We start from the raw sequence: 23004 nt of genomic DNA, 5'->3' as shown, positions 1-23004 counted from the left end.
TAATGAGCGAGGAAGCTAAAAACAATTTTGCCGTTTCTCAAGAGAACTGGTCCCTCCACCGCAAAGGCTATCAGGATCATCAGAGACACATGGAAAAGGTCCAGGAGGCCATTAAAAACAACCTGCCAGATCTAATCAGTGAAGAAAACATTATTCTATCCAATGGGCGTGATGTTATTAAAATACCAATCCGTTCCCTGGATGAATACAAAATCCGATACAATTATGAGAAGAATAAGCATGTAGGGCAGGGGGACGGTGACAGCCAGGTAGGAGACGTGGTGGCGAGAGATGGGAACGGAAACCAGGCTGGAGCTGGAAAGGGCAAAGGCCAGGCAGGCGACAAGCCGGGAGCCGATTATTCGGAAGCGGAAGTATCACTTGCAGAGCTTCAGGAATTTTTGTTTAAAGAGCTGGAATTGCCGGATTTAAAACAAAAAGAACAGGACAATATCGTTCTGGAAAAGGTTGAGTTCAACGATATTCGCAAGACTGGATTAATGGGGAACGTAGATAAGAAACGCACCATTCTAACTGCTTTTAAGCGCAATGCCTTAAAAGGAAAACCGGCAATAGCACCCATTTATAACGACGACCTGCGTTTTAAAACCTGGAATGAAGTCGTAAAACCGGAATCAAAAGCTGTCGTCCTTGCTATGATGGATACATCAGGATCAATGGGGATTTGGGAAAAATACATGGCAAGAAGTTTTTTCTTTTGGATGACCCGTTTTTTGCGTTCCAAATACGAAACAGTGGAAATTGAATTTATTGCTCATCATACAGAAGCGAAAGTTGTAACAGAAGAAGATTTCTTTTCAAAAGGGGAGAGCGGAGGAACGATTTGTTCGTCAGCTTATCGTAAAGCCCTGGAATTAATTGAAACAAAGTATTCACCATCACGGTTTAATATTTATCCTTTTCATTTTTCAGACGGTGATAATCTGACAAGCGACAATGCTCGTTGCGTTAAGCTTGTGCAGGAAATTATGGAGCACAGTAATATGTTTGGATATGGCGAGGTCAATGCCTATAACCGCCATTCCACTTTGATGAGTGTGTATAAAAACATCACAGATCCTAAATTCAATTATTATATTCTTAAAGAAAAAGCAGATGTATATCATTCCATGAAAAGCTTTTTCAGAAAAAGAGAAGCAGCAAAATAAGCTGCTAACCCATTATCCATGTATTGGATAATGGGTTTTCTTTTATTATGCAGGAAAGTTACATATAACTAATTCATAACCAAATGGGAGGGGACGGAGTCGTTGAATGTTATTCGAATCATGAAGCAGATAGTGTTAGCGGTTATTCTATCTGCTGCTGTGTTGTGCATCTCCCCTAAGATCGCAAGTGCTGCGTGGTTTGAACCGCTTAAGGTGCATTTCTTAGATGTCGGTCAGGCGGATTGCATCCTGATTCAGATGCCGAATGGGAGAAATATGCTTGTTGATGCCGGCGATGAAAATGATGGACCTGAGATCATCCGGTACTTGCAAAGCCAGGGAGTTGTAGACATAGACGTTTTGGTGGCCACGCATCCTCACCATGACCATATCGGATCGATGGACGATGTGATCCGCAATTTTAATGTGAAAAAGATTTATATGCCCAATCTTCCGTATGATACCGCTTATTATCACGATCTTTTCAAAATTATTAACGAAAAGAACATCCCGGTAGAACGTGCCAAGGCAGGAACCAAATTCCGTTTTGGTTTTTCGGTGAAGGTTGATATGCTTGCACCTGGTTCTGCTTATTATAAATACATTAATGATTACTCTGCGGTCTTAAGAATTACACACGGGAAAAACCGCTTTTTGCTGATGGCTGACGCTGGAATGGAATCGGAAAAGGAACTGCTGTCATCCAAAAAGGATTTAAAAGCAAATGTCATTAAAATAGGTCATCATGGAGCAAATACGGGAACAACGATGGCGTTTTTAAAAGCAGTCCATGCGAAGACAGCTATGATCTCGGTAGGAAACAATAATCCCTATCATTATCCATCAAAAGAAGTGCTGTTCCGTCTGGAAAGACTGAATATGACCATCTACAGAACCGATCAGCTCGGAGTCATAACGGCTATCAGCAACGGAAATAAAATTACGTTTCGAACGAACGGATTTAAATAAGGCAGCCTGCTTTGGGCTGTCTTGTTTTTTTGTGATTTTGTAGGTTAAGGTAGGATAAAATATAGTTTGCATAGGAGTAATGTCTAGCTCCAGTGCTTGTCGGATTTTAGCTGGGCACTTGCGTTTTTCTAAAAAAGGCTTCTCCCTTGCACTTTTGGGGCAGGGATAAGAAAATAAAGATATGAAAAGGGAGGATGGGAAGCAAATGATAAAAGCTGTAGTCTTTGACTTTGATGGGCTTATCTTAGATTCGGAGACGAGTGTATATAATGCCATTCAAGAAATTTTTACTGAGCATTCTTGCAATATGCCCTTAGAGTTATGGCAGCAATGCATCGGAACAAAAGATTTTCTGGATCCCTTTGAATACCTTGAAGAACAAATCAACAAGAAGGTCGATAGAAAGGGCTTGCGTGCCAAGCATCATGAGCGGGTACTATCCATGCTCGAGGGTGAAAAACCCTTGCCGGGAGTGGAAGACTATCTTGAAGCTGCTAAAGAACTCGGTCTGAAAATAGCATTGGCAACCAGTTCCTCACGTCAGTGGGTAACGGGGCACCTGGAAAAATTAAATTTGCTTTCCTATTTTGACTGCCTTAAAACAGCGGATGATGTGGAACATGTAAAACCAGATCCGGCACTGTATTTGGAAGCCGTAAAATGCCTTGGGGTTAAACCCAATGAAGCGATCGCGTTTGAGGATTCGGCAAATGGAGCGAGAGCAGCAAAGGCAGCAGGGCTTTATTGCGTGGTCATTCCAAATGAAGTAACAAAGGGACTTGCATTTGGAGATGTAGATCACCAGATGGAATCATTGGCAGAAGTACAGTTGAAGGAACTGATGAACAGATTCTGATGATCAAAATCCAGGGGGTCAATCACCTAACTTTTGCTGTTGGAAATTTAAGCCGATCGCTGATTTTTTATCAAAATATATTAAAAGCTGAGCTTGTTCACAGAGGGCGGACTGACGCATATCTCGAGTGGGGGCCAGTGTGGATTTGTTTAATGGAACGGGGAGAAGCTAAGAAAGCGGATAGGGTATCAGCAGGTATAGACCATGCGGCTTTCACTGTACTTGAAGCAGATTTTGATCAAGCAGTTGAAATCCTTATAGCTAACGAAGTAAAAATTATCAGAGGCCCTTTAGAACGAGGCGGAGGACGCTGCGTTAATTTTTTGGATCCTGATGGCATACAGCTGGAGCTTAACACAGGCTCTTTGGCTGAGAGAATGAGCAATTGGATCTGATGCATGAAAAAGGATAGGAGTGAATCCATTGAGCGAAGTTGATGTTTCCAAATTTGAAAAGAAGATTGAGCTTAGGAATATACAATACAATGATATAGATGAAATACTTGAATTGCAGAAAACCTGTTTCCCAGATCACATGGAGCCGTGGAAGCGCGAGCAGCTTGAAAGCCATCTGGACATTTTTCCTGAAGGTCAGTTTGTAGTTACATACGAGGGAAAAATCATTGGCAGCTGTTCAAGTCTGATCGTTAACTTTGATGAATATGATGACCAGCATACTTGGGACGAGATCACTGATGAGGGGTACATTACCAACCATAACCCCAATGGCTATAACCTATACGGCATAGAAGTTATGGTTCATCCGGAATACCGAAGGATGAAGATCGGAAAGCGTCTTTATGAAGCGAGAAAAGAACTGGCTGAAGAGTGGAACCTGAAAAGTATTATCCTTGGTGGACGCATTCCTAACTATTACAAACATTCGAGTGAAATGACGCCGAGAGATTATGTAAAAGAAGTGATTCACCACAATATCTACGATCCGGTACTGACGTTCCAGCTGATGAATGGTTTTACTGTCATGAGGATCAACCGCCATTATCTTCCGGATGATAAACAGTCTAAAGAGTATGCGACTTTAATGGAATGGAATAACGTTGATTACCATCCGCATAATACGAGAAGGCATTTTAAAACGAGTGAACCGATCCGTATCACGGCTATTCAATACATGATGAAAACCATCGGATCGTTTGAAGACTTTGCTACACAAGTAGAATATTATACAGATGTTGCAGCCGATCAGGGCTCTGACTTTGCGGTCTTTCCTGAACTCCTGACAACTCAGCTTTTATCATTTTGTGAAGAAAAAAGCCCTAGCCAAGCCATCAGGCGTTTAACAGAGTTTACAGAGGATTACATTGAGCTCTTTACTAATCTCGCTGTCCGTTATAACGTTAATATTATCGGCGGCTCCCACTTCGTTGAAGAGGATGGAAACATCTATAATGTGGCGTACTTATTCCGCAGAGACGGGACAATCGAGAAGCAGTATAAGATCCACATTACGCCGAATGAAAGAAAATGGTGGGGGATTACACCTGGGGACAAGGTACAAGTATTTGATACAGATTGCGGTAAGATCTCCATTCTGATCTGTTATGATATCGAGTTCCCTGAATTGTCCCGAATTGTTACAGACATGGGAGCTAACATTATCTTCACGCCGTTCTGTACAGAAGACAGACAGGGGTATGTCCGGGTAAGATACTGCTCACAGGCAAGAGCAGTCGAAAATGAGATCTACACTGTCATAGCAGGAACGGTCGGCAACCTTTCCCAAGTTGAGAATATGGATATCCAGTATGCGCAGTCTGGAATCTTTACGCCTTCTGATTTTGCTTTCCCTCGGGACGGAATTGTTGGTGAGTGCCATCCGAACATCGAAACAGTGGTGGTCGGGGACGTTGACCTTGAGATCTTGCGCAGACAGCGCAAGACAGGAAACGTCACTCAGCTTCGTAACCGCAGACTGGATCTTTATGAAGTGGTTCAAAAGAGTAAAAGTAAAGGTTGAAAATAAAGCGGCAGGAAATTTCCTGTCGTTTTTGCTTATAAATTTTTATTTACCGGGAAATATTGTCGCAGGACATCAGATCATAAGGCAAAAGATAACGGCGTGTCGAAAACAGTTTTCGTGGCTCTAGCACTGCGTTATAATAAAAATGCTATTGAGAATTTCCCGAATGAGAAGGGAAAACATGCTCGGTAAAGAATTATAGAGGGAGTAGACCCGCACCTAAAAGGAGGAGATTCCGTAATGAACTGGAAGACTGCATATGAAAAATGGCTGAATGAACCGAATCTTGACGAAGAGCTTCAGCTTCAGCTCGAGAAATTAAAAGAAACGGAAACCGGCCTTGAGGATTCCTTTTATAAGAACCTCGAATTTGGCACCGGAGGTATGAGAGGCGAAATCGGCCCTGGTACGAACCGTATGAATACATATACAATCCGCAAGGCGTCAGCAGGCCTTGCAAGTTTTATTGAATCACAAGGGGAGAAAGCAAAGGCGAGGGGTGTGGTCATCGCCTATGACTCAAGGCATAAATCACCTGAATTTGCGATGGAGGCTGCAAGTACATTAGCATCAAAAGGAATTCTAACCTATGTATTTGAAAGCTTGAGACCAACACCTGTGCTTTCTTTTGCGGTCCGCTATTTAAAGGCGTTCAGCGGAATCGTCATTACAGCCAGCCACAATCCTCCTGAGTATAACGGATACAAAGTATATGGAGCAGATGGAGGGCAGCTTCCACCGAATGAAGCGGATCTCTTAACAGAAAAAGTTGAAGAAATCGAAAATGAACTGGCTATCTCTGTTGTGCCTGAAGAGCAGTTAAAAGCGGAAGGGCTCATCCAAATGGTCGGAGAAGAAATTGATGAGGCTTATCTTGAGCAATTAAAAAGAATTACCGTAAATCCGGATCTCGTCCATGAGATGCAGGATTTGAGCATTGTATTTACACCTCTTCATGGGACTGCCAATCACCCCGTAAGGAACGGACTTGATGCCATCGGCTTTAAAAATGTTACTGTTGTAAAAGAGCAGGAACAGCCAGATCCGGATTTTTCTACTGTAAAATCACCTAACCCTGAGGAGCATGCAGCATTTGAACTTGCTATTGAATATGGAATAGAAAAAGATGCAGACATCCTGCTTGCTACCGACCCTGACGCAGATCGTGTTGGTGTAGCGGTGAAAAACCTGGAAGGTGAGTATGTTGTTCTTACAGGCAATCAGACAGGTGCACTCATGCTTCATTACCTTCTTTCACAAAAACAGGCTCAAGGCTCGCTCTGCCCTAAAGGGGTTGTGCTTAAAACCATCGTAACGTCAGAGCTGGGAAGAGAAATCACGAGCTCGTTTGGCCTGAAAACCATCGATACACTCACCGGATTTAAATTCATCGGTGAGAAGATTAAGGAATATGAGAAGACAGGAGAGCATACTTTTCTGTTTGGATATGAAGAAAGCTACGGATATTTAATAGGGGATTTTGTGCGCGACAAGGACGCCGTACAGGCCTGCCTCCTTGCTGCTGAAGTTGCAGCTTTCTATAAGAAACAAGGGAAAACCATGTATGAGGGCCTCTTGGATGTATTTGATACTTATGGATATCACTTAGAAGGACTTGAATCATTAACGCTAAAAGGCAAAGCAGGAGCCGAACAGATCCACCATATATTAGACTCGTTCAGAGCCAGTCCCCCAGTGGAAATGGCGGGTAAAGAGATATTGTTTGTTGAGGATTACAGCACAGGGACGAGAACCAAGCTGGCATCTAAAGAGGAAAGCAGCATTCACCTGCCAGCATCCAACGTCTTAAAATATGTATTGCGTGACGGTTCATGGTTCTGTTTGCGGCCTTCAGGGACAGAACCGAAGATCAAGTTTTACTTTGCCGTCAAATCAGACTCCTTCAGCAGCAGTGAAACCTTGCTGCGTGAGCTGAAGACTGACGTTATGAATCACGTCCATCAGCTTATTGCAGCAGCCCAATAAAAATAGTAAAAAGCAGTCCCGGGATCCGGAACTGCTTTTTTCAGATCAGGAACAATAACAGGGAGATTTTATATGGATAAACAAGACAGGAAAGCAACGATTGATTCTAGGTACATCCAGCAGCATCTGGCCAATGAGCGGACATATCTCGCTTGGATTCGGACGGCCATTGCTATGGCTGGCATAGGGTTTGTATTCTTAAATCTTCACTTTACAATGCAGATCAAAGTTTTTCGGATTGAGGATCAGGTGGTGGCAGCTGTTGGGTTTATCGCTTTTTTGCTAGGAATGGCTACCATTATCTTTGCGACTGTCGATTATTTCAATAAACGAAAACGAATCAATGATCAAACGTTCCAGTCACCGATTCGAATGGTTTTTGTGGTTTCAATTTCCCTCGTTATTGTCATGAGTATTCTGATGGTAAGTTATTTTCTCATGCGGAATATTCTATAAGTAACTGAAACGTTTGACTGTATGGTTCTAATTCTGTAAAATTACTTATTATCTATGCATTGGGGTGATTGATTTGGGAAGTTTCGTATCAGCGAACTAGCAGAATTAGCAGGCGTTTCAAAAAGAACCATTGATTATTATACAAAACTAGGCCTGTTAAAGGCTGAACGTTCCCAATCCAATTATCGGTTTTACAGTGAAGAAGCCCTACAGCAGCTTACGTGGATCAATTATTATAAGAAACAGCACCTGCCTTTAGAGAAGATTAAAGAAAAAATGGCATCATTCAATGAAAATGCGGGACAGTATGCAGAAACGATGCAAAAAGTCGATATGCAGCTCAACACACTTGAAAAAGATGTTCAGGATTTAAAGCCCCTTCTTCAACAGCTAAACAAGGAGCAATTAAAACTTGCTGTTAAACATATGCCTGCCGAACGTGCAACTTTACTTCACAGCCTTTTATTGATTATTGGAGAAACGCCGCTTATTTAAGGGAACGCCGAAAGTATCCAGTAAAATAAATCAGGAGGTGACATCTTTATCTCTCCAATTATACGAGAGAATAAAGAGTCTATTTGGACATATTTAAGTTATTCGTAGTAGCATTACTGATTGTACTAACCGCTTTTTTTGTGGCCGCTGAATTTGCGATCGTAAAGATCCGCCGCACAAGAATCGACCAGCTTGTAGAAGAGGGGAACAAAAAAGCCATTGCAGTGCGTAAAGTGCTGTTAAACCTGGACGGTTATCTATCAGCCTGCCAACTGGGAATTACAATCACCGCTTTAGGGCTTGGTTGGCTTGGGGAGGGTACTCTCCATCACTTGCTTCAGCCGGTTTTTGAACAGCTGAGCTTGAGTCCTGCGCTTACTAAAACGGTCACTTTGATTCTTGCTTTTGCCATTATTACTTTTCTCCATGTTGTACTTGGTGAGCTTGCACCTAAAACCTTTGCCATTCAAAAAGCAGAGGAGATCAGCCTGATGCTGTCAGGGCCGCTGATCTTGTTCTACAGAGTCCTGTATCCAGTCATCTGGGTGCTAAACGGAAGTGCGCGGCTTTTAACAAAAATGTTTGGGCTGTCTGCCGTTTCGGAGCATGAAATGGCCCACTCTGAAGAAGAGCTTCGGCTGATTCTTTCAGAGAGTTACAAGAGCGGAGAAATTAATCAGTCAGAGTATAGCTATGTGAATAAAGTCTTTGAATTTGATGACCGTATCGCTAAAGAGATTATGGTACCGCGTACGGAAATCGTTTGTTTATCTATTAATAAGTCAATTGAAGAAAATCTTTCCATCATTACGAGTGAAAAATATACACGTTATCCAGTCGTTGATGAGGATAAAGACCATGTGGTTGGCATGGTAAACGTAAAAGAAATATTCTATGACCTGATGTCGGGTGTGGAAAAATCATTGGAGAGCTACTTGCGTCCTATTTTAACCGTGATTGAAACCATACCTATTCAGGAAACCTTAGTGAAGCTTCAGAAACAGCAGGTCCACATGGCCGTCCTCATGGATGAATATGGGGGAACTGCCGGTCTGCTTACAGTTGAAGATATACTTGAAGAGATCGTCGGGGAAATCAGGGACGAATTCGATACAGATGAAACCCCGATGATTTTAAAAGTGACCCCTAGAGTTACCGTGCTTGATGGGAAAGTTCTGATTTCTGAAGTGAATGATCTGTATGGCCTTGATATTGATGATTCCGATCTCGATACGATCGGAGGCTGGATGCTTTCTCAAAACTCCGATATAGTTGAAGGGGATGAGATTGAGTATGAAGGCTTGATCTTTAAAGTAGTGGAAATTGACGGCCACCAGATCAAACGCATTGAGGTTAGTAAAATAGAAATCTCGAAGGATATAGAGGGATCAGTAAAAGCCCCTGAATTAGTTACCGATTTAGAGTAACTAATTCATATGAAGTGCCCGCTGTCTAAATAAGATGGCGGGCACTTTTTTATGGTTTAGGATTTAAAAATATGGAAATGGAATGGATAAGTGTAAGTGTACTTGTAGCAAATGCCACAGATAAGATGGTGATGAGAGAGTAGAAAAACATGCCCTTGCCCATAAAATACAACCCTGACAAAATAACGGCTGCATCAATAATGAAGATGATGACTCCTACGTTGAGAGAAGAACGTTTAGAAATAAAAAGTGCGAGAAGATCCGTCCCGCCTGTACTTGTTTCGTATCTGAGCATAATGCCGATACCCGTGCCAATCAGTAAGCCGCCGGTGATGGCGCTTTCCATAACTGGAAGATGTATAAATCCCTTGAGAGGCAGGAGCAAATCAATAACAAAAGAAGAAATGAGCATTCCGTGAATACTGTTGATGAAAGAGCTGCGGTCAAATTTCCAGACCAGAAAATAAATCGGTATGCTCAGAAGAATAATGGTCATTCCTACCTTAAACCCCCACACATACTTCAACAGCAGGCCGATACCAATCATGCCGCCATCTAATAAATGAAAGGGCAGGATAAACACATTAATACCGATTCCCATTAAAAAACTGCCGATGAAAACGGCTGTCATCTTTGCAAGCATCATTTGCCTCCTGTCCCTCTTTTTACTACTTTATGAAGCGGGACAGGGATCAATTACTGCACAAAAACTGCCTAAGTATTATTTTTTGGATAAAATGGAATCAAACTCACTGGAGTTTACCATATTTATACTAAATTGATTTTTTAGTTCTTCCAATTGATTCATCGTTTGTTCAAATTCCTCTTCTTCTTCTTCCATATATCGTTTAAAAAAATAAATGGAGTCATCTTTCGTAATTAAAAGAAGTTTGATCTCAAGTTCCAATGGCTGTTTCCCTGAATCTTCATCACTGAACAAAATTCCTCCTGGTGATGTTTCCTTTTGGCTGAGATACATTGTACCTTGTGACGTATGCGTTTTGGAGAATTCAAGTATGTCATCGAATGACTCAGCTTGTCTCATTGAACTCATCCCTTCTACAGGTTTATCTATTCATTTTTCCCGCAGAAAGAAAAATTTAAACAACTGTTTAATCGATAAATATCAGCGGTTGCCCGTGATGTTTGTCCACACCAAAGTACCTTCTCCTGCATCTACTATTAGTACCATCGGTTGGTAATAAAATCGGTGATGAAAGGAGAGTAAGTCATGGGTTTTGGTTTTGATGGCGGAGACGGCTTTGGCCGCCGCCGGGGAGATACGTTTAGAAGAGAAGCAATTGCGCTAATTAACGAACGTGTACAAGTAGATACCGTAAACCAGACATTCCGCGGAAGATTGGTTGCAGTTGGCCGGGATGTCATCGTACTGCGTGTAAGAAGAAACAATTGTACATTCCGCGTTGTTATCCGTATATGCGAGATTGTAGCGATTTTCCCGATCTAACTGGGTTTCGACAGTTAAAAAACATCCCTTTTTCAGGGATGTTTTTTAATTTTTTCTGACGTTTAAAACCGCGTTGTTGCTTAGTTTATCAAAGAAATATATCTAGTTAGCAATTATTAACTTTGACAAACATTTTATAAAGAATATACAATTAGATTATTGTGTTAACGATTACAAACAACAAGAGGTGATATACATTATGAAAAGAATTGGACTAGCATGGCAGATTCTTATCGGTTTGATTCTGGGTATCGCGGTCGGAGCTATTTTTTACGGCAATCCTGGAATTGAAAAGTATTTGCAGCCAATTGGAGATATCTTCATCAGGCTCATTAAGATGATTGTCATTCCGATTGTAGTTTCCAGCCTAATTGTCGGAGTTGCCGGTGTAGGTGATATGAAAAAGCTGGGTAAACTCGGCGGGAAAACTATTCTTTATTTTGAGATCATTACAACGATTGCCATCGCTGTTGGGTTGTTGGTAGCAAATATCTTTAAGCCTGGTGCAGGCGTAGATATGAAACATTTGAGCAAAACAGATATCGGGAGTTATGTAGAAACAGCTAAAACCGCTGGTGAACATGGATTTGCGGAGACATTCGTTAATATCGTTCCTCAAAACTTGTTTGAATCTCTCGTGCACGGTGATATGCTTGCTATTATTTTCTTCTCGGTAATGTTCGGACTTGGTGTGGCAGCAATTGGTGAAAAAGGTGAGCCGGTTCTGAGGTTTTTCCAAGGTACAGCAGAAGCGATGTTTTACGTGACCAACCAGATCATGAAGTTTGCTCCATTCGGGGTTTTTGCACTGATTGGTGTTACGGTATCCAAGTTTGGTGTTACATCCTTGATCCCATTAAGCAAGCTTGTTATTCTTGTGTACTTGACTATGGCGTTCTTTGTTATAGTGGTACTCGGGCTCGTTGCAAAAATTGCGGGTGTTAATATATTTAATATTTTCAGAATATTAAAAGATGAACTGATCCTTGCGTATTCAACATCCAGCTCAGAAACGGTTCTTCCGAAATTAATGGAGAAGATGGAGAAGATGGGCTGCCCGAAAGCCATCGCGAGCTTTGTTATCCCAACAGGGTATTCCTTTAACTTAGATGGTTCAACTCTTTATCAGGCTATCGCGGCATTGTTTATCGCTCAAATGTACGGGATTGACATGCCGATCTCCTCTCAGATCACACTGCTTCTCGTGCTGATGGTAACATCTAAAGGAATCGCAGGTGTTCCTGGAGTATCGTTCGTCGTCCTCCTTGCTACATTGGGAACAGTTGGCATCCCGGTAGAAGGTTTAGCGTTTATTGCTGGTATCGACCGTATCCTTGATATGGCAAGAACCGCTGTTAACGTAGTTGGTAACTCTCTCGCTGCGATCATCATGTCCAAGTGGGAAGGCCAATTTGATAATCAAAAAGCTGAAGCGTATATCAATGAAGTTAAACAAGCATCATAAAAAGAAGCTCCTGCAAAAGCAGGAGCTTCTTTTTTCATTTAATAAGGCTTATTGCTTAAAGTATCAATAAAAAACTGCTATAATTAAAAAATACCATAAGAGAAACTTATTACTAGAGGGGGAGTGCTGTTGGAATCACTACAACAACAACAAACGGCTCATAAGAAAATTACAAAGACCAATCTTTTTAAAAGGGTAATTTTTATAGCCCTGGGGGCATTGCTCGTAGCTACAGGCCTTGAAATTTTCCTCGTTCCCAATCAGATCATTGATGGGGGAATCGTCGGTATCTCCATTATTTTGTCTCATTTAACAAAGCTGAATCTTGGCTTGTTTCTTGTCGTGTTAAACATTCCATTCTTTTTCCTCGGTTACAAGCAAATCGGAAAAACCTTCGCCATTTCTACATTATTCGGTGTCATTATCATGTCTATTGGAACATCCTTTCTTCATCCTGTACCCGTTTTAACCGATGATCCTTTATTGGCCGCAGTATTCGGAGGTGTTATTTTAGGGGTGGGCGTCGGTATGGTCATCCGTTATGGAGGATCTCTTGATGGAACAGAAATTTTAGCCATTTTATTCAATACTAAAACACCTTTTTCTGTTGGTGAAGTGGTGATGTTCTTTAACATCTTCATTCTTGCAAGCGCAGGGTTTGTATTTGGATGGGACCGCGCTATGTATTCCTTGATCGCCTACTATATCGCTTTTAAGGTCATAGATGTTACCATTGATGGATTTGATCAGTCTAAATCTGTATGGATCATCAGTGATGAACATATGAGGATAGGCGAAGCCCTTCTTGCCAGACTTGGCCGTGGTGTAACTTATCTGAATGGGGAAGGTGCATACTCCAGAGACGATAAAAAAGTTATTTTTACCGTAATCACCAGGCTGGAAGAAGCGAAACTGAAAAATATCGTCAATGATATTGATCCGACGGCCTTCTTAGCGGTGGGAAATATTCATGATGTAAAGGGCGGCAGATTTAAAAAGAAAAATATTCACTGATACTGTTGTCCAAGGTTTGGAATAGGGTATCATTTAAACAAGATATATGATTAGACAGGGTTGTGAAAATTGTGCTTGGAGTAAAACAGGATAAAACCAAAAGAGGATTCTTTTTAACCTCAGTTCAGATCATCGTTCTTTTTTATCTTATTTCTGTCATCATTGCGACAGGTGTATTAAGTTTGCCGGCATTTCACAATCCTGGCGTCTCGGTGACGTTTGTTGATGCTCTGTTTACGGCAGTTAGTGCGGTGAGTGTCACCGGCCTTTCGGTTGTAACCATACATGAGACCTTCAACTCTGGCGGTGTCATTGCCTTGGCGATGATCGTCCAAATCGGCGGTGTCGGTGTGATGACGATGGGAACAGCGGTGTGGATATTGCTTGGAAAGAAAATCGGGATGAGAGAGCGGCAATTAATCATGACCGATCAAAACCAGTCCACACTGTCCGGACTTGTAAACCTCATGAGACAAATCCTTGGCTTAATTATGATTATTGAGTTCATTGGTATGGTTCTTTTTACTTTTCTGTTTTTAAAGTACTACCCGTCCTGGAAAGAAGCGTTATACCATGGTTTCTTTTCATCAGTAACTGCAACGACCAATGCGGGCTTTGATCTTACGGGCCAGTCCTTAATTCCATTTAAGGATGATTATTTCATTCAGCTGTTGACCATGATTTTAATTACAGCTGGCGCTATAGGCTTTCCAGTGCTGATCGAAGTAAAGAATTTTATAGCCGAAAGGAAATACAAGGAACGATATAACTTTACGCTGTTTACTAAAATTACGACGGTCACTTTTTTTATCCTTGTCGTAATGGGAACGGTGGGAATCTATGTGTTTGAAGCAGGACATTTTCTTGCCGATAAGACATGGCATGAAACGTTATTCTATTCTCTGTTCCAGTCGGTGACAACGAGGAGCGGCGGGCTCTCGACAATGGATATGAATCATTTTTCAACACCCACGAATCTATTTCTGAGCGCAATGATGTTTATCGGCGCTTCGCCAAGCAGTGTAGGGGGCGGGGTCAGGACAACTACCGTTGCCGTAGCTTTTCTTGCTATATGGTTCTATGCAAAAGGCCGGAATTCAATAAAAGTTTTTGGCCGAGAAGTGATGACTGAAGACGTTCAGAAGTCTTTTATCGTTTTGATTGTGGCATTTCTGATTTGCAGTGCGGCCTCACTGTTTTTGGCAGTAACCGACCCGCTGCCTATCGAAAAAATTGTGTTTGAAGTATGTTCGGCATTTGGGACGACAGGTCTAAGTTTAGGAATTACACCTGACTTGAGTACGGGAGGAAAGATAATCCTTATGGTGCTCATGTTTATCGGAAGGATCGGCGTTCTTTCCTTCCTATTCATTATCCGCGGAAAGACGGTTGTGGAGCATTTTCATTACCCAAAAGAAAAAATAATCATCGGTCAGTAAAAATCATATTGAAAAGAGGAAGACTAATAATAGTTCTCCTCTTTTTATTTTTTTTAGTTAATGAATAACTTTGTAGAAGAGCCAACATGCCAGAGCAATCCAAATTATGATGACTAACACTCCGGAAATCCAATAGGAAGGTTTGCCGGTATTATTATGGTTGGCTGCTTTTTCTCGGCTATCCTTAAGGACCTCAGCTGGAAGCAGCCGGATTGCAAACCATATTCCAATTGGAAGAAGAATTAAATCATCCAGGTAACCGACTACAGGAATAAAGTCAGGGATTAGATCTATGGGACTGAAAGCATAGGCAATGACAATAAGCAGCACTATGCGTGCCGGCAAAGGAGTCTTTGGATTCCGATAGGCAAAATACAATACAGCGATATTCTGTTTGAATGATTTGGCTATTTGTTTCCATTTAATAATGAATGATTTCAATTCTTTCACCTTCTTTTTGAAAGATGGGAATATCAAAAGCTCTCCATAAATGAAACAACTGTTGCGATTTTTGTTGCAACAATTGTTATTTATGTTATTATGGCAACATGATATCTAAATAATATAAGGTGTGAACCCTATGGAAGAAAACAGGACATGGTATTTGTTTTCATATAAAGTTCCTGCAGAGCCTTCTACTCTGAGAGTAAGGATCTGGAGGAATTTAAAAGCACTTGGTGTGCTGTATATCCAGCAATCAGTATGTCTGGTGCCCAAAACACCCGATATTGAAAATAAGCTGGCTAAATTAAGAACGTTGATTGGTGAGCACCGCGGAGAGTCTTTTATGGTTGAGATCGTAAAGTTCTCTCATTACTCACAGCAAGAACTCATACAATTGTTTAATGCGCAGAGAGCTATGGAGTATGAGGAACTGCTTGAAAGCTGCAGCCGCTTCTTGCAAAGTATCAAAGACGAAATCAAAACAGGCCAGGATCAATTTGGCGACATCGAAGAAAATGAAATGGAACTCATGCGCTTGAAAAGGTGGCACAGAAAGATCATGAAGAGAGATTATTTCAAACATGAGCTTTCCTTCCATTCTAAAGAATGCCTGAAGAGATGTGAAGAAAAGCTGTATTCTTTTTCAGAAGCAGTCTATGAGCTTGAGGGAGCTTATCACGGGGAATGATGATGATCGTATTAATTGTTTCTCTCTTTTTGCTGCTTTTCCTGTGTTATGGCATTTTGCCAACTGTTTTGATCAGGACGTTCTCGTTACGTATTATGAAGTCCGGAGATAAGGATTTCAGGATTGCACTGACTTTTGATGATGGCCCGCACCCCGTCTACACTGAGAAGCTGCTTGATCTTCTGCGGTCATACCATGCATCAGCTGCTTTTTTTGTCGTAGGAGAACGGGCACAAAGGTATCCTCATCTGGTAGAGCGGATGAGTAAAGAAGGACATGCTGTTGGAATTCACCACCAGACTCATTCAAACAGCTGGTTTTTACTTCCGCATCGCCTGCGTGAAGAAATATCAGGCTGTGCTCAATCGATAAAAAAAATTACAGGGAATGCCCCGATGTATTATCGCCCGCCCTGGGGCCGTTTTAATCTTTTTTCACTCTCTGCTTCAAGGGCGTACAAGACCATTATGTGGTCATCGATTAATGAAGACTGGAAGGCATCACTGGGAAAAGAAAAATTGGCAGAACGGCTGAAAAAAGATCTTGGTGGGGGAAGGATCTATCTGCTTCATGATAGCGGAGACAATCCGGGAGCGGATGATGAGGCACCGGCGGTTATGCTTGAAGCTCTGCGTGAATTTCTAGAGTTTGCGCAGCAAAAGGGGTACAGGTTTGTGTCACTTGAAGAACTTAAGAAAAACAATGAACGAGGTTAATATGAGTCTAGACAGCGTCATATCTTATTTGCAAAGTTATGGGCATTGGATTATTCTTATCGTTTTGTTTTGTGGAATCGTAGGTATTCCTGCCCCTGAAGAATCGTTTATGTTTCTGATTGGAGTGCTCGTCGCAAAAGGCCATTTTGCATTTGGGACCAGTCTTCTTTATGCTTTTTTCGGTACGTTTGCAGGGATGCTCGTTTCCTACTGGATCGGCAGAAAGCTCGGTCTGCCTTTTATTGAACGATACGGAAAATATATAAAAATAACACCGGATCGATGGAAAGTGGTCGAGGGACGGTTTCATCGGCATGCGCAGACGACTGTTTTATTTGGTTTCTATCTGCCTGGACTACGCCAGCTTGCTCCTTATATTGCGGGAATCAGCCGATACTCCTTTTATCGTTACGTCCTGCTTTCGCTCATTGGGAGTGCATTATGGACAACTACCTTTGTCAGCATTGGCTATTTTTTTGGTGATCAGATTAAATTGAAGTACCTGCCATGGATTGCTGCAGCGGCTTTGCTCTTATTTTTGATAACAGTATTTAGAAAGAAATTTGCAAACAGGATTTAGAAGGTTTGTAGGGGAGGGTTTTTTATGAAAAAAATATTATTTTTGCCTTTGTTCCAAATGCCTTCTGGTCACCATCAAGTTGCTGATGCTTTAATGTCATCGATACAGCAGAGCAGCGATGAGCATATTATCTGCAAGAAAATTGACTTTTTGAGCTACTGGAATAAACCGCTAGAGAAAGTGATTTCAACGACCTATTTAAAATGGATTCATACCATGCCTAAAACGTATGATTGGATCTATCATCACGTGATGTACACTCCGGCTAAGAAAAGGGGTGCTTTGCCCCATCAATTGCTCCTTTTTGAACACAAGATGCTGCGCATGCTTCGGGAAGAGAAACCGAACGTGATCGTATGCACACACTGTTTCCCTTCAGCAATTATTAACCGCCTGAAGAAAAGGGGACTGATCCAGGTTCCGGTCGTTAACGTGTATACTGATTTCTTTATTAATGACATCTGGGGAAAAAAAGGGATCGATTATCATTTGGTCAGCGATTCTTCAATGAAAAAAGAACTTGTCGCCAGACACCAGATTGAAAGGGATCAGATCATTATTACAGGAATACCTGTTAATGAAGATATTAGAGCTTATTTCTCTTGGCGTCCGGTACTGAAGAAGCACATCCTGATTTCAGGCGGTAGCATCGGGCTTGGCAAGATCAAAGGATTTCTTAAACAGATCAAGGAGGACTCCAATTACCGGTATACGGTTCTCTGCGGAAAAAATCAGAGACTATATAAAGAACTGTCTTCGTGGAATCATCCTAACATCAGGCCGAAGGGGTATATTTCCACCCGTACAGAGATGAACCATCTGTACGAACAGGTTGATGCCATTGTGACAAAGCCGGGCGGTATTACCATCAGTGAGGCTTTGAAGAAACGACTGCCTATTTTTGTTCATTCCGCATTGCCGGGCCAGGAACAGATCAACCTGAAAAAGCTGATCAGTGAAAACTTAATCATTCAGCTCAACGAGGAAAAACCATTCGAAGAACAGATCGCTTCTGTATTAGAAAATGAGCCTGAAGTAAAGGGCATCCTGCGCAAAATGAGCTATTTTGAGAACCATAAAGAAAAAAGCGCATATGAAGTGGTTTTAAATTTGCTTAATGAGAACACGATGCTGCAGATGCAGCCCGTTTAATAGACTGAAGTAACCGGGGGAAAAACCGAAATGCTTAGAATAATGGCTGTCACAAAAGATCACGAAGTTTTGCTGCAACCATCCATTGAATCATTATCAGACGATCAAATCGCATGGTACTGGGTAGATTTCACTCATCCTGGTGAAGAGGAAATCAAGCTTCTCAGTACTCTTTTTCACTTCCATCCCCTGGCGATCGAGGACTGTCTCCAGTTCCTTCAGCGCCCTAAACTGGAGTATTATCAAGGCTATAGTTTTTTTGTTATGCATGCTTTGGATTCCCATTCTCTTTCAGCAAAAGAAGTGGACCTTTTTATTGGAGAAAATTTTATCGTTTCTTTTCATTTCGATGAATTGAAAGAGCTGGATTCCACCTGGAACTATTTTCAGTCGGTTCGTGATTATTCTGCCATCGGCCCGATTGAAGTTGGGCATAAAATTATGGATAAGATCGTTGATACGTACTTTCCAATCGTTCAAAATATCGAGGATCATCTGCTTGATATTGAGAACAACTATGAGAGAGGGAACAAACACTCTTTAATCCAGCAGACATTTGATGTACGAGGTGATTTGCTGAAAGTGCGGAGATCTATTTTTCCTATGCGCGATCTCATGTACCGCATCTTGGAATCTAAACGGTTTATGATCTCTGAGCATAAAAAGGCCTACTTTCATGATATTTATGACCACCTCATAAAATTAAGCGAGATGATTGATTCCAATCGGGAAATGACCTCGGATATCCGTGATAATTATATATCACTTAATTCCTATAAAATGAATAACATTATGAAAACACTGACAGTCATCACAACCATTTTCATGCCGTTGACGTTTATTGCAGGAATTTACGGCATGAACTTTCGGTATATGCCCGAGCTTAACTGGCATAATGGGTACTTTATCATCCTTGGATGCATGACTGCTTTAGGCTTAAGCATGTATTTTTGGTTTAGAAAAAAGGGATGGTTTGATCAAGAATAGATAAATCGATTTGCTTATGCAATGGAGTGGACTGGCAGCCTGGGCCTTTTTGCTTCTCAATGTGTATACGATCCTGCTTTTTCTTGGAGATATCCAGGCGATCAGGTCCTGTCCTTTTGTTCTTAACGAAAAGGAATTGGTCTTACAGCCTGGCCTTGCAAAATCATTAACAATAGCTGTTTCTAACATTCGAAGTATAGAGCGGTACACTGGACCTGAACCATTAACCAAAGTTGAGGATAAGCGGACATTTGATGCTGTATTACAGGAGTTCTCCAAGGAAAAGCCGGCTTTTGAGATTAAGCTGATCAAGCCTGAGACCGTTAGAATGGTATTCGGGTTCACAAAACAAGTGGATACTGTCCATCTGAGTGTGGATGACGGCCAGATTTTCTTTGAAGTCCTGAGAGGACTAGTAGAGAATCAACATGAAAGTAGATAGGTGAAAGCCCACCCTGAATGACAGGGTGGGCTGCTTGTTTTATACGATTGATTTTTTTGTCTGAAGCCGGCGTTTTGCCGGTTTCGCTTTTGCTTTTTTTATATAGGAATGCTTAATCTCATTGCATAAGGCGATTCCCAAAACTCCAAGTACACTGCATAAAAAGGACATTTGAGTGAAACCTCCTTTAGTCATAATGTAATATCCCACGCTAATTTGCTTTTTAAACATTCATTCTATTAAAATCCATTACTATATTCGAAATGAGGGCAGACTTTATGTCATGCTGGTGCTGAACGGTTGATTCATGGATAATTGAGAAACGAGTGATATGGAAGGAGACAAGCATGAAGGCTGCAATTTTGTTTATACTCGCGGGACTGGCTGAAATCGGAGGCGGATACCTGGTCTGGCTTACAATCAAAGAGAACAGGCCGATTGGATATGCGATTGCCGGGAGTCTAATTCTTGTACTATATGGCATTATTCCTACGCTTCAGAATTTCCCGAGTTTTGGAAGAGTGTATGCTGCCTATGGCGGTGTGTTTATCGTTTTATCTGTTCTCTGGGGATGGCTTGTGGATAGGAAAGTGCCAGACATCTACGATTGGATCGGAGCACTGGTTTGCATCGCTGGAGTCTCGATTATTCTTTGGGCACCAAGAAGTTAATTTCGTTTACATAAAAAAGGGGCTGTCCTGAAAGTCGAAAATTGACCTTCAGCAGCTCCTTTTTGGCTTGAAAATCTTCAATGAAAAGTTGATTGAAGTGGAAGGTGCGAGACTCCTGCGGGACTAGCGTGACAGGTGAGACTCCCGCAGGCGCTAGCGCCAAAAAGTAGGCGTTCACGCCGGTAAGGCTCACCGCACGCCCCGCGGAAAGCGAGCAGCCTGGAACGGAAATCAACAGCTTACAGACTTCTTGGACAGCCCCTTTTTTAATTATCCTCTCCGGGTTTGTAGGAATAGGGACCTTTATCCTCGTTGTGCGGATTGTTTGTATCGATATGAAGCGTTCCTGAATCTGTAATGGTCGCTAAAATAATATCTTGTATTTCCGCTCCTTTTTGCTTTACTCTCTTTAACAGCCAGTCTCTCTCCAGTTTAAGGTATTTTAGATTATGGTCGATGATCTGGCCATCCATGATGACAGGAATAGGGATAAATTCCTTTTTCACTTTTACTTTTAAATCCCCGGGCTGTACAGGCCTGTAATTGGCTTTTGGGATGACGCTGATCTGGCCGTTGTCTTCCATCGCGGCCAGTGCAATATTCCGGGTATCCGTGTAGCCCAGTACTCTTAATTGTGCAAGAAGTTCATCAACCGGGAGACGTACTTTTCTCAGGCCTTTCCGGTCAATATCCCCGTTGCGGATTAGGACAGTCGGGCTCTCATAAAGAATCCACCGTAATTTATTATTCATAGAAATCCACATGAAAATTTTATAAAACACCACAATCATAAACGTATACAAAAGAGCTTTCCAAACACTGTCCTTTTGAAGCGGCTGACTGATCACATTGCCAATAATCAAGATAAAAAGCATGTCAAAACTGTGCATTTGAGATACAGCCTTTTTTCCCGTAAATCTTAAAAACAAATAGCCAAACAGAAATATCATGAATGCTCGATAAAAAAATTCCATAAGTGTCTCCTCTTTTAAGCGTACAAATATTATGGACAGAAAAGACAAATATTCATACTTGGCCACATAAGTTTTTGTCCTTTCCTCATGAAATCAATTTTTCCATCATAAATTGAAGAAAGAGATAATAGAGGAGGGAACAATCTTGACCTGGGATCAGCAAAATAAAGAACTTGGAATGGCAATTTCGGAAATTACTGAAATTGCTTCTGGTTTTGGCCTTGATTTCTATCCAATGCGCTATGAAATCTGCCCTGCGGATATTATTTATACATTCGGCGCGTATGGTATGCCGACAAGGTTCTCTCATTGGAGTTTCGGGAAACAATTCCACAAAATGAAGCTGCAATATGATTTGGGATTAAGCAAAATCTATGAGCTAGTGATCAACTCTGACCCATGCTATGCGTTCTTACTGGATACGAACTCTTTGATCCAGAACAAGCTGATTATCGCCCATGTTCTTGCTCATTGTGATTTCTTTAAAAACAATGTCCGCTTCTCCAACACGAGAAGGGATATGGTAGAAAGCATGACGGCCACAGCAGAAAGAGTCTCTCACTATGAAATGGTTCATGGAAAACGGGAGGTCGAGGAATTCCTGGATGCTGTACTCGCCATACAAGAACACATTGATCCGTCCATTATGCGAAATCGGCTGAATTATAACCTTGAAGATGTAGAAGAAGAGGAAATTGTAAAAAGAGAAACGCCTTACGATGATCTCTGGAACATTGATAAACCGAAAAGCAGTCATGAAAAGACATCCAATGTAAAAAAGAAGCTTTTTCCTCCTCAGCCAGAAAAAGATATCCTGCTGTTTATTGAAGAATACAGCAGAGAGCTTGAAGACTGGCAGCGCGATATTCTCTCCATGATGAGAGAAGAAATGCTCTACTTCTGGCCGCAGCTCGAAACGAAAATCATGAACGAAGGCTGGGCCAGCTACTGGCACGCTAAAATTCTCCAGGAGATGGATCTGACCACTCATGAGACCATTGAGTTTGCCAAATTGAACGCGGGGGTTGTTCAGCCGTCAAGAACCTCCATCAACCCATACTATATGGGGCTGCAGATTTTTAAGGACATCGAAGAACGGTATAATGATCCGGATGAAGAATTGCTCAAGCAGGGAGTAAAACCAGGATCAGGCCGTGAGAAGATGTTTGAAGTCCGTGAACTGGAATCAGATATGTCCTTCATCCGCAACTACTTGACGAAGGATCTTTGTCAGCGTGAAGACATGTACCTTTTCCAAAAGCAGGGGAGGGACTACAAGGTCGTGGATAAAGATTGGGAAGGCGTGCGCGACCAGCTAGTCGGCATGCGCGTCAACGGCGGCTTTCCTTATATTACGGTAAACGATGGGGATTACCTGAAAAATGGCGAGCTGTACTTGAAGCACTGGTTCGAAGGAATCGAGCTGGATGTGAAATATTTGGAGAAAGTACTGCCTTATGTGAACCAGCTGTGGGGCAGACCCGTGCATATCGAGACGAAAATTGAAGAGAAGCCTGTTTTGTTTACTTATGACGGGAAGAGTGTGCATCGGAAATATCTATAAAAAAATGGGCTGCCAGGGAGATGGCAGTCCATTTTTGGATGGTATAAGTTTTTTAAGTTATG

The 23004-nt window shown here is 41.7% G+C and carries 27 protein-coding genes and 1 pseudogene; 22 read left to right on the top strand and 6 right to left on the bottom strand.

From position 1 onward, the window contains the following. Nucleotides 1-2: 2 nt before the first annotated feature. The 10 genes and pseudogenes from yhbH to AR335_RS14010 all read left to right on the top strand — a co-directional run bounded on the left by yhbH (nt 3) and on the right by AR335_RS14010 (nt 9338). Nucleotides 3-1169 carry a sporulation protein YhbH gene (yhbH, locus tag AR335_RS14050; RefSeq protein WP_053355627.1) on the top strand — a complete coding sequence of 389 codons (1167 nt, stop codon included), beginning with the start codon at nt 3-5 and terminating at the stop codon, nt 1167-1169. A 102-nt stretch (nt 1170-1271) separates the two neighbouring features. After that, the gene (locus tag AR335_RS14045; protein ID WP_062236831.1) at nt 1272-2138 is read left to right on the top strand and encodes a ComEC/Rec2 family competence protein; all 867 of its coding nucleotides are present in this window, start codon (nt 1272-1274) and stop codon (nt 2136-2138) included. Nucleotides 2139-2343: 205 nt separating this feature from the next. Beyond that, nucleotides 2344-2994 (top strand): HAD family hydrolase, encoded by a 651-nt coding sequence (locus AR335_RS14040; protein WP_053355625.1) that lies wholly within the window; start codon nt 2344-2346, stop codon nt 2992-2994. A 2-nt stretch (nt 2995-2996) separates the two neighbouring features. Continuing rightward, the gene (locus tag AR335_RS14035; protein WP_062237120.1) at nt 2997-3389 is read left to right on the top strand and encodes a VOC family protein; all 393 of its coding nucleotides are present in this window, start codon (nt 2997-2999) and stop codon (nt 3387-3389) included. A gap of 28 nt (nt 3390-3417) precedes the next feature. Continuing rightward, nucleotides 3418-4971 carry a bifunctional GNAT family N-acetyltransferase/carbon-nitrogen hydrolase family protein gene (locus tag AR335_RS14030; protein ID WP_062236828.1) on the top strand — a complete coding sequence of 518 codons (1554 nt, stop codon included), beginning with the start codon at nt 3418-3420 and terminating at the stop codon, nt 4969-4971. A gap of 243 nt (nt 4972-5214) precedes the next feature. After that, nucleotides 5215-6960: a phospho-sugar mutase gene (locus AR335_RS14025; protein WP_062236825.1), complete on the top strand. Its 1746-nt coding sequence runs from the start codon at nt 5215-5217 to the stop codon at nt 6958-6960. A 72-nt stretch (nt 6961-7032) separates the two neighbouring features. After that, nucleotides 7033-7416 carry a YidH family protein gene (locus AR335_RS14020; RefSeq protein WP_062236822.1) on the top strand — a complete coding sequence of 128 codons (384 nt, stop codon included), beginning with the start codon at nt 7033-7035 and terminating at the stop codon, nt 7414-7416. 87 nt (nt 7417-7503) lie between these two features. After that, nucleotides 7504-7686 (top strand): annotated as a pseudogene (locus tag AR335_RS25225) (MerR family transcriptional regulator); the annotation flags it as partial. Between the two features lie 6 nt (nt 7687-7692). Then, the gene (locus tag AR335_RS24975; RefSeq protein WP_053355621.1) at nt 7693-7911 is read left to right on the top strand and encodes a hypothetical protein; all 219 of its coding nucleotides are present in this window, start codon (nt 7693-7695) and stop codon (nt 7909-7911) included. Between the two features lie 83 nt (nt 7912-7994). Further along, entirely contained in the window at nt 7995-9338 is a 1344-nt protein-coding gene (locus tag AR335_RS14010) for a hemolysin family protein (RefSeq protein WP_062236820.1), read from the top strand. Between the two features lie 49 nt (nt 9339-9387). Here the strand turns inward: AR335_RS14010 and AR335_RS14005 are convergent, their stop codons facing one another. Both AR335_RS14005 and AR335_RS14000 read right to left on the bottom strand, forming a co-directional pair. Then, nucleotides 9388-9981 carry a YitT family protein gene (locus tag AR335_RS14005; RefSeq protein WP_062236817.1) on the bottom strand — a complete coding sequence of 198 codons (594 nt, stop codon included), beginning with the start codon at nt 9979-9981 and terminating at the stop codon, nt 9388-9390. Between the two features lie 78 nt (nt 9982-10059). Continuing rightward, complete coding sequence (locus tag AR335_RS14000; RefSeq protein WP_062236814.1) at nt 10060-10383, bottom strand: hypothetical protein; 324 nt, start codon at nt 10381-10383, stop codon at nt 10060-10062. Between the two features lie 186 nt (nt 10384-10569). On the opposite strand from AR335_RS14000, the gene AR335_RS13995 reads away from it, so the two are divergent. The 4 genes from AR335_RS13995 to AR335_RS13980 all read left to right on the top strand — a co-directional run bounded on the left by AR335_RS13995 (nt 10570) and on the right by AR335_RS13980 (nt 14724). Next, complete coding sequence (locus tag AR335_RS13995; RefSeq protein ID WP_062236811.1) at nt 10570-10806, top strand: DUF2642 domain-containing protein; 237 nt, start codon at nt 10570-10572, stop codon at nt 10804-10806. A gap of 199 nt (nt 10807-11005) precedes the next feature. Next, on the top strand, nt 11006-12271 hold the full coding sequence (locus AR335_RS13990) for a cation:dicarboxylate symporter family transporter (protein WP_062236801.1): 1266 nt from the start codon (nt 11006-11008) through the stop codon (nt 12269-12271). 129 nt (nt 12272-12400) lie between these two features. Further along, the gene (locus AR335_RS13985; RefSeq protein WP_305585545.1) at nt 12401-13285 is read left to right on the top strand and encodes a YitT family protein; all 885 of its coding nucleotides are present in this window, start codon (nt 12401-12403) and stop codon (nt 13283-13285) included. A 71-nt stretch (nt 13286-13356) separates the two neighbouring features. After that, the gene (locus AR335_RS13980) at nt 13357-14724 is read left to right on the top strand and encodes a TrkH family potassium uptake protein (RefSeq protein ID WP_369795821.1); all 1368 of its coding nucleotides are present in this window, start codon (nt 13357-13359) and stop codon (nt 14722-14724) included. A gap of 57 nt (nt 14725-14781) precedes the next feature. Here AR335_RS13980 and AR335_RS13975 read toward each other — a convergent pair whose 3' ends face one another. Then, on the bottom strand, nt 14782-15174 hold the full coding sequence (locus AR335_RS13975; protein WP_234293300.1) for a YkvA family protein: 393 nt from the start codon (nt 15172-15174) through the stop codon (nt 14782-14784). A gap of 130 nt (nt 15175-15304) precedes the next feature. Between AR335_RS13975 and AR335_RS13970 the strand changes: the two genes are divergently transcribed. From AR335_RS13970 to AR335_RS13945, 6 genes are read left to right on the top strand one after another with little or no spacing between them, the layout of a single operon-like run. Then, on the top strand, nt 15305-15856 hold the full coding sequence (locus AR335_RS13970; RefSeq protein ID WP_062236798.1) for a Chromate resistance protein ChrB: 552 nt from the start codon (nt 15305-15307) through the stop codon (nt 15854-15856). Nucleotides 15857-15858: 2 nt separating this feature from the next. After that, the gene (locus AR335_RS13965) at nt 15859-16572 is read left to right on the top strand and encodes a polysaccharide deacetylase family protein (RefSeq protein ID WP_062237114.1); all 714 of its coding nucleotides are present in this window, start codon (nt 15859-15861) and stop codon (nt 16570-16572) included. A gap of 1 nt (nt 16573) precedes the next feature. Then, nucleotides 16574-17152, top strand: a complete 579-nt coding sequence (locus tag AR335_RS13960) for a DedA family protein (RefSeq protein ID WP_053355612.1) — start codon at nt 16574-16576, stop codon at nt 17150-17152. A gap of 24 nt (nt 17153-17176) precedes the next feature. Then, on the top strand, nt 17177-18304 hold the full coding sequence (locus AR335_RS13955; protein ID WP_062236796.1) for an MGDG synthase family glycosyltransferase: 1128 nt from the start codon (nt 17177-17179) through the stop codon (nt 18302-18304). 30 nt (nt 18305-18334) lie between these two features. After that, nucleotides 18335-19291 (top strand): magnesium/cobalt transporter CorA, encoded by a 957-nt coding sequence (gene corA / locus AR335_RS13950; RefSeq protein WP_053355610.1) that lies wholly within the window; start codon nt 18335-18337, stop codon nt 19289-19291. Between the two features lie 10 nt (nt 19292-19301). Then, the gene (locus tag AR335_RS13945; protein WP_156418977.1) at nt 19302-19733 is read left to right on the top strand and encodes a hypothetical protein; all 432 of its coding nucleotides are present in this window, start codon (nt 19302-19304) and stop codon (nt 19731-19733) included. Nucleotides 19734-19772: 39 nt separating this feature from the next. Here AR335_RS13945 and AR335_RS25220 read toward each other — a convergent pair whose 3' ends face one another. Further along, the gene (locus AR335_RS25220) at nt 19773-19904 is read right to left on the bottom strand and encodes a hypothetical protein (protein ID WP_255357579.1); all 132 of its coding nucleotides are present in this window, start codon (nt 19902-19904) and stop codon (nt 19773-19775) included. A gap of 176 nt (nt 19905-20080) precedes the next feature. Here AR335_RS25220 and AR335_RS13940 point away from each other — a divergent pair, with 176 nt between their 5' ends. Further along, on the top strand, nt 20081-20404 hold the full coding sequence (locus AR335_RS13940; RefSeq protein WP_053355607.1) for a YnfA family protein: 324 nt from the start codon (nt 20081-20083) through the stop codon (nt 20402-20404). Here AR335_RS13940 and AR335_RS24130 read toward each other — a convergent pair. Together AR335_RS24130 and AR335_RS13935 are read right to left on the bottom strand one after the other, a co-directional pair. After that, nucleotides 20379-20639, bottom strand: coding sequence for a hypothetical protein (locus AR335_RS24130; protein WP_156418976.1), 261 nt, complete (start codon nt 20637-20639; stop codon nt 20379-20381). The two genes, AR335_RS13940 and AR335_RS24130, sit on opposite strands and share 26 nt — an antisense overlap. Nucleotides 20640-20670: 31 nt before the next feature. Next, nucleotides 20671-21378 (bottom strand): DUF421 domain-containing protein, encoded by a 708-nt coding sequence (locus AR335_RS13935; RefSeq protein ID WP_053355606.1) that lies wholly within the window; start codon nt 21376-21378, stop codon nt 20671-20673. 145 nt (nt 21379-21523) lie between these two features. On the opposite strand from AR335_RS13935, the gene AR335_RS13930 reads away from it, so the two are divergent. Continuing rightward, on the top strand, nt 21524-22942 hold the full coding sequence (locus AR335_RS13930) for a SpoVR family protein (RefSeq protein ID WP_082683504.1): 1419 nt from the start codon (nt 21524-21526) through the stop codon (nt 22940-22942). The last annotated feature ends 62 nt before the right edge of the window (nt 22943-23004 follow it).

It is taken from the genome of Fictibacillus sp. FJAT-27399 (genome assembly GCF_001510655.1).
In the GTDB taxonomy this organism is placed as follows: domain Bacteria; phylum Bacillota; class Bacilli; order Bacillales; family Fictibacillaceae; genus Fictibacillus_C; species Fictibacillus_C marinisediminis.
This window is presented reverse-complemented; position numbering and strand designations above follow the sequence as displayed.

Bases quoted from the DNA above. Each gene is read 5' to 3' on its own strand.
- AR335_RS13990 (WP_062236801.1), top strand. From the start codon at position 11,006: ATGAAAAGAATTGGACTAGCATGGCAGATTCTTATCGGTTTGATTCTG.
- AR335_RS13955 (WP_062236796.1), top strand. From the start codon at position 17,177: ATGAAAAAAATATTATTTTTGCCTTTGTTCCAAATGCCTTCTGGTCAC.
- AR335_RS14005 (WP_062236817.1), bottom strand. From the start codon at position 9,981: ATGCTTGCAAAGATGACAGCCGTTTTCATCGGCAGTTTTTTAATGGGA.
- AR335_RS13965 (WP_062237114.1), top strand. From the start codon at position 15,859: ATGATCGTATTAATTGTTTCTCTCTTTTTGCTGCTTTTCCTGTGTTAT.
- AR335_RS14040 (WP_053355625.1), top strand. From the start codon at position 2,344: ATGATAAAAGCTGTAGTCTTTGACTTTGATGGGCTTATCTTAGATTCG.
- AR335_RS13995 (WP_062236811.1), top strand. From the start codon at position 10,570: ATGGGTTTTGGTTTTGATGGCGGAGACGGCTTTGGCCGCCGCCGGGGA.
- AR335_RS13935 (WP_053355606.1), bottom strand. From the start codon at position 21,378: ATGGAATTTTTTTATCGAGCATTCATGATATTTCTGTTTGGCTATTTG.
- corA (WP_053355610.1), top strand. From the start codon at position 18,335: ATGCTTAGAATAATGGCTGTCACAAAAGATCACGAAGTTTTGCTGCAA.
- AR335_RS13960 (WP_053355612.1), top strand. From the start codon at position 16,574: ATGAGTCTAGACAGCGTCATATCTTATTTGCAAAGTTATGGGCATTGG.
- yhbH (WP_053355627.1), top strand. From the start codon at position 3: ATGAGCGAGGAAGCTAAAAACAATTTTGCCGTTTCTCAAGAGAACTGG.
- AR335_RS13970 (WP_062236798.1), top strand. From the start codon at position 15,305: ATGGAAGAAAACAGGACATGGTATTTGTTTTCATATAAAGTTCCTGCA.
- AR335_RS14020 (WP_062236822.1), top strand. From the start codon at position 7,033: ATGGATAAACAAGACAGGAAAGCAACGATTGATTCTAGGTACATCCAG.
- AR335_RS24975 (WP_053355621.1), top strand. From the start codon at position 7,693: ATGGCATCATTCAATGAAAATGCGGGACAGTATGCAGAAACGATGCAA.
- AR335_RS13940 (WP_053355607.1), top strand. From the start codon at position 20,081: ATGAAGGCTGCAATTTTGTTTATACTCGCGGGACTGGCTGAAATCGGA.
- AR335_RS25220 (WP_255357579.1), bottom strand. From the start codon at position 19,904: ATGTCCTTTTTATGCAGTGTACTTGGAGTTTTGGGAATCGCCTTATGC.
- AR335_RS14025 (WP_062236825.1), top strand. From the start codon at position 5,215: ATGAACTGGAAGACTGCATATGAAAAATGGCTGAATGAACCGAATCTT.
- AR335_RS14000 (WP_062236814.1), bottom strand. From the start codon at position 10,383: ATGAGACAAGCTGAGTCATTCGATGACATACTTGAATTCTCCAAAACG.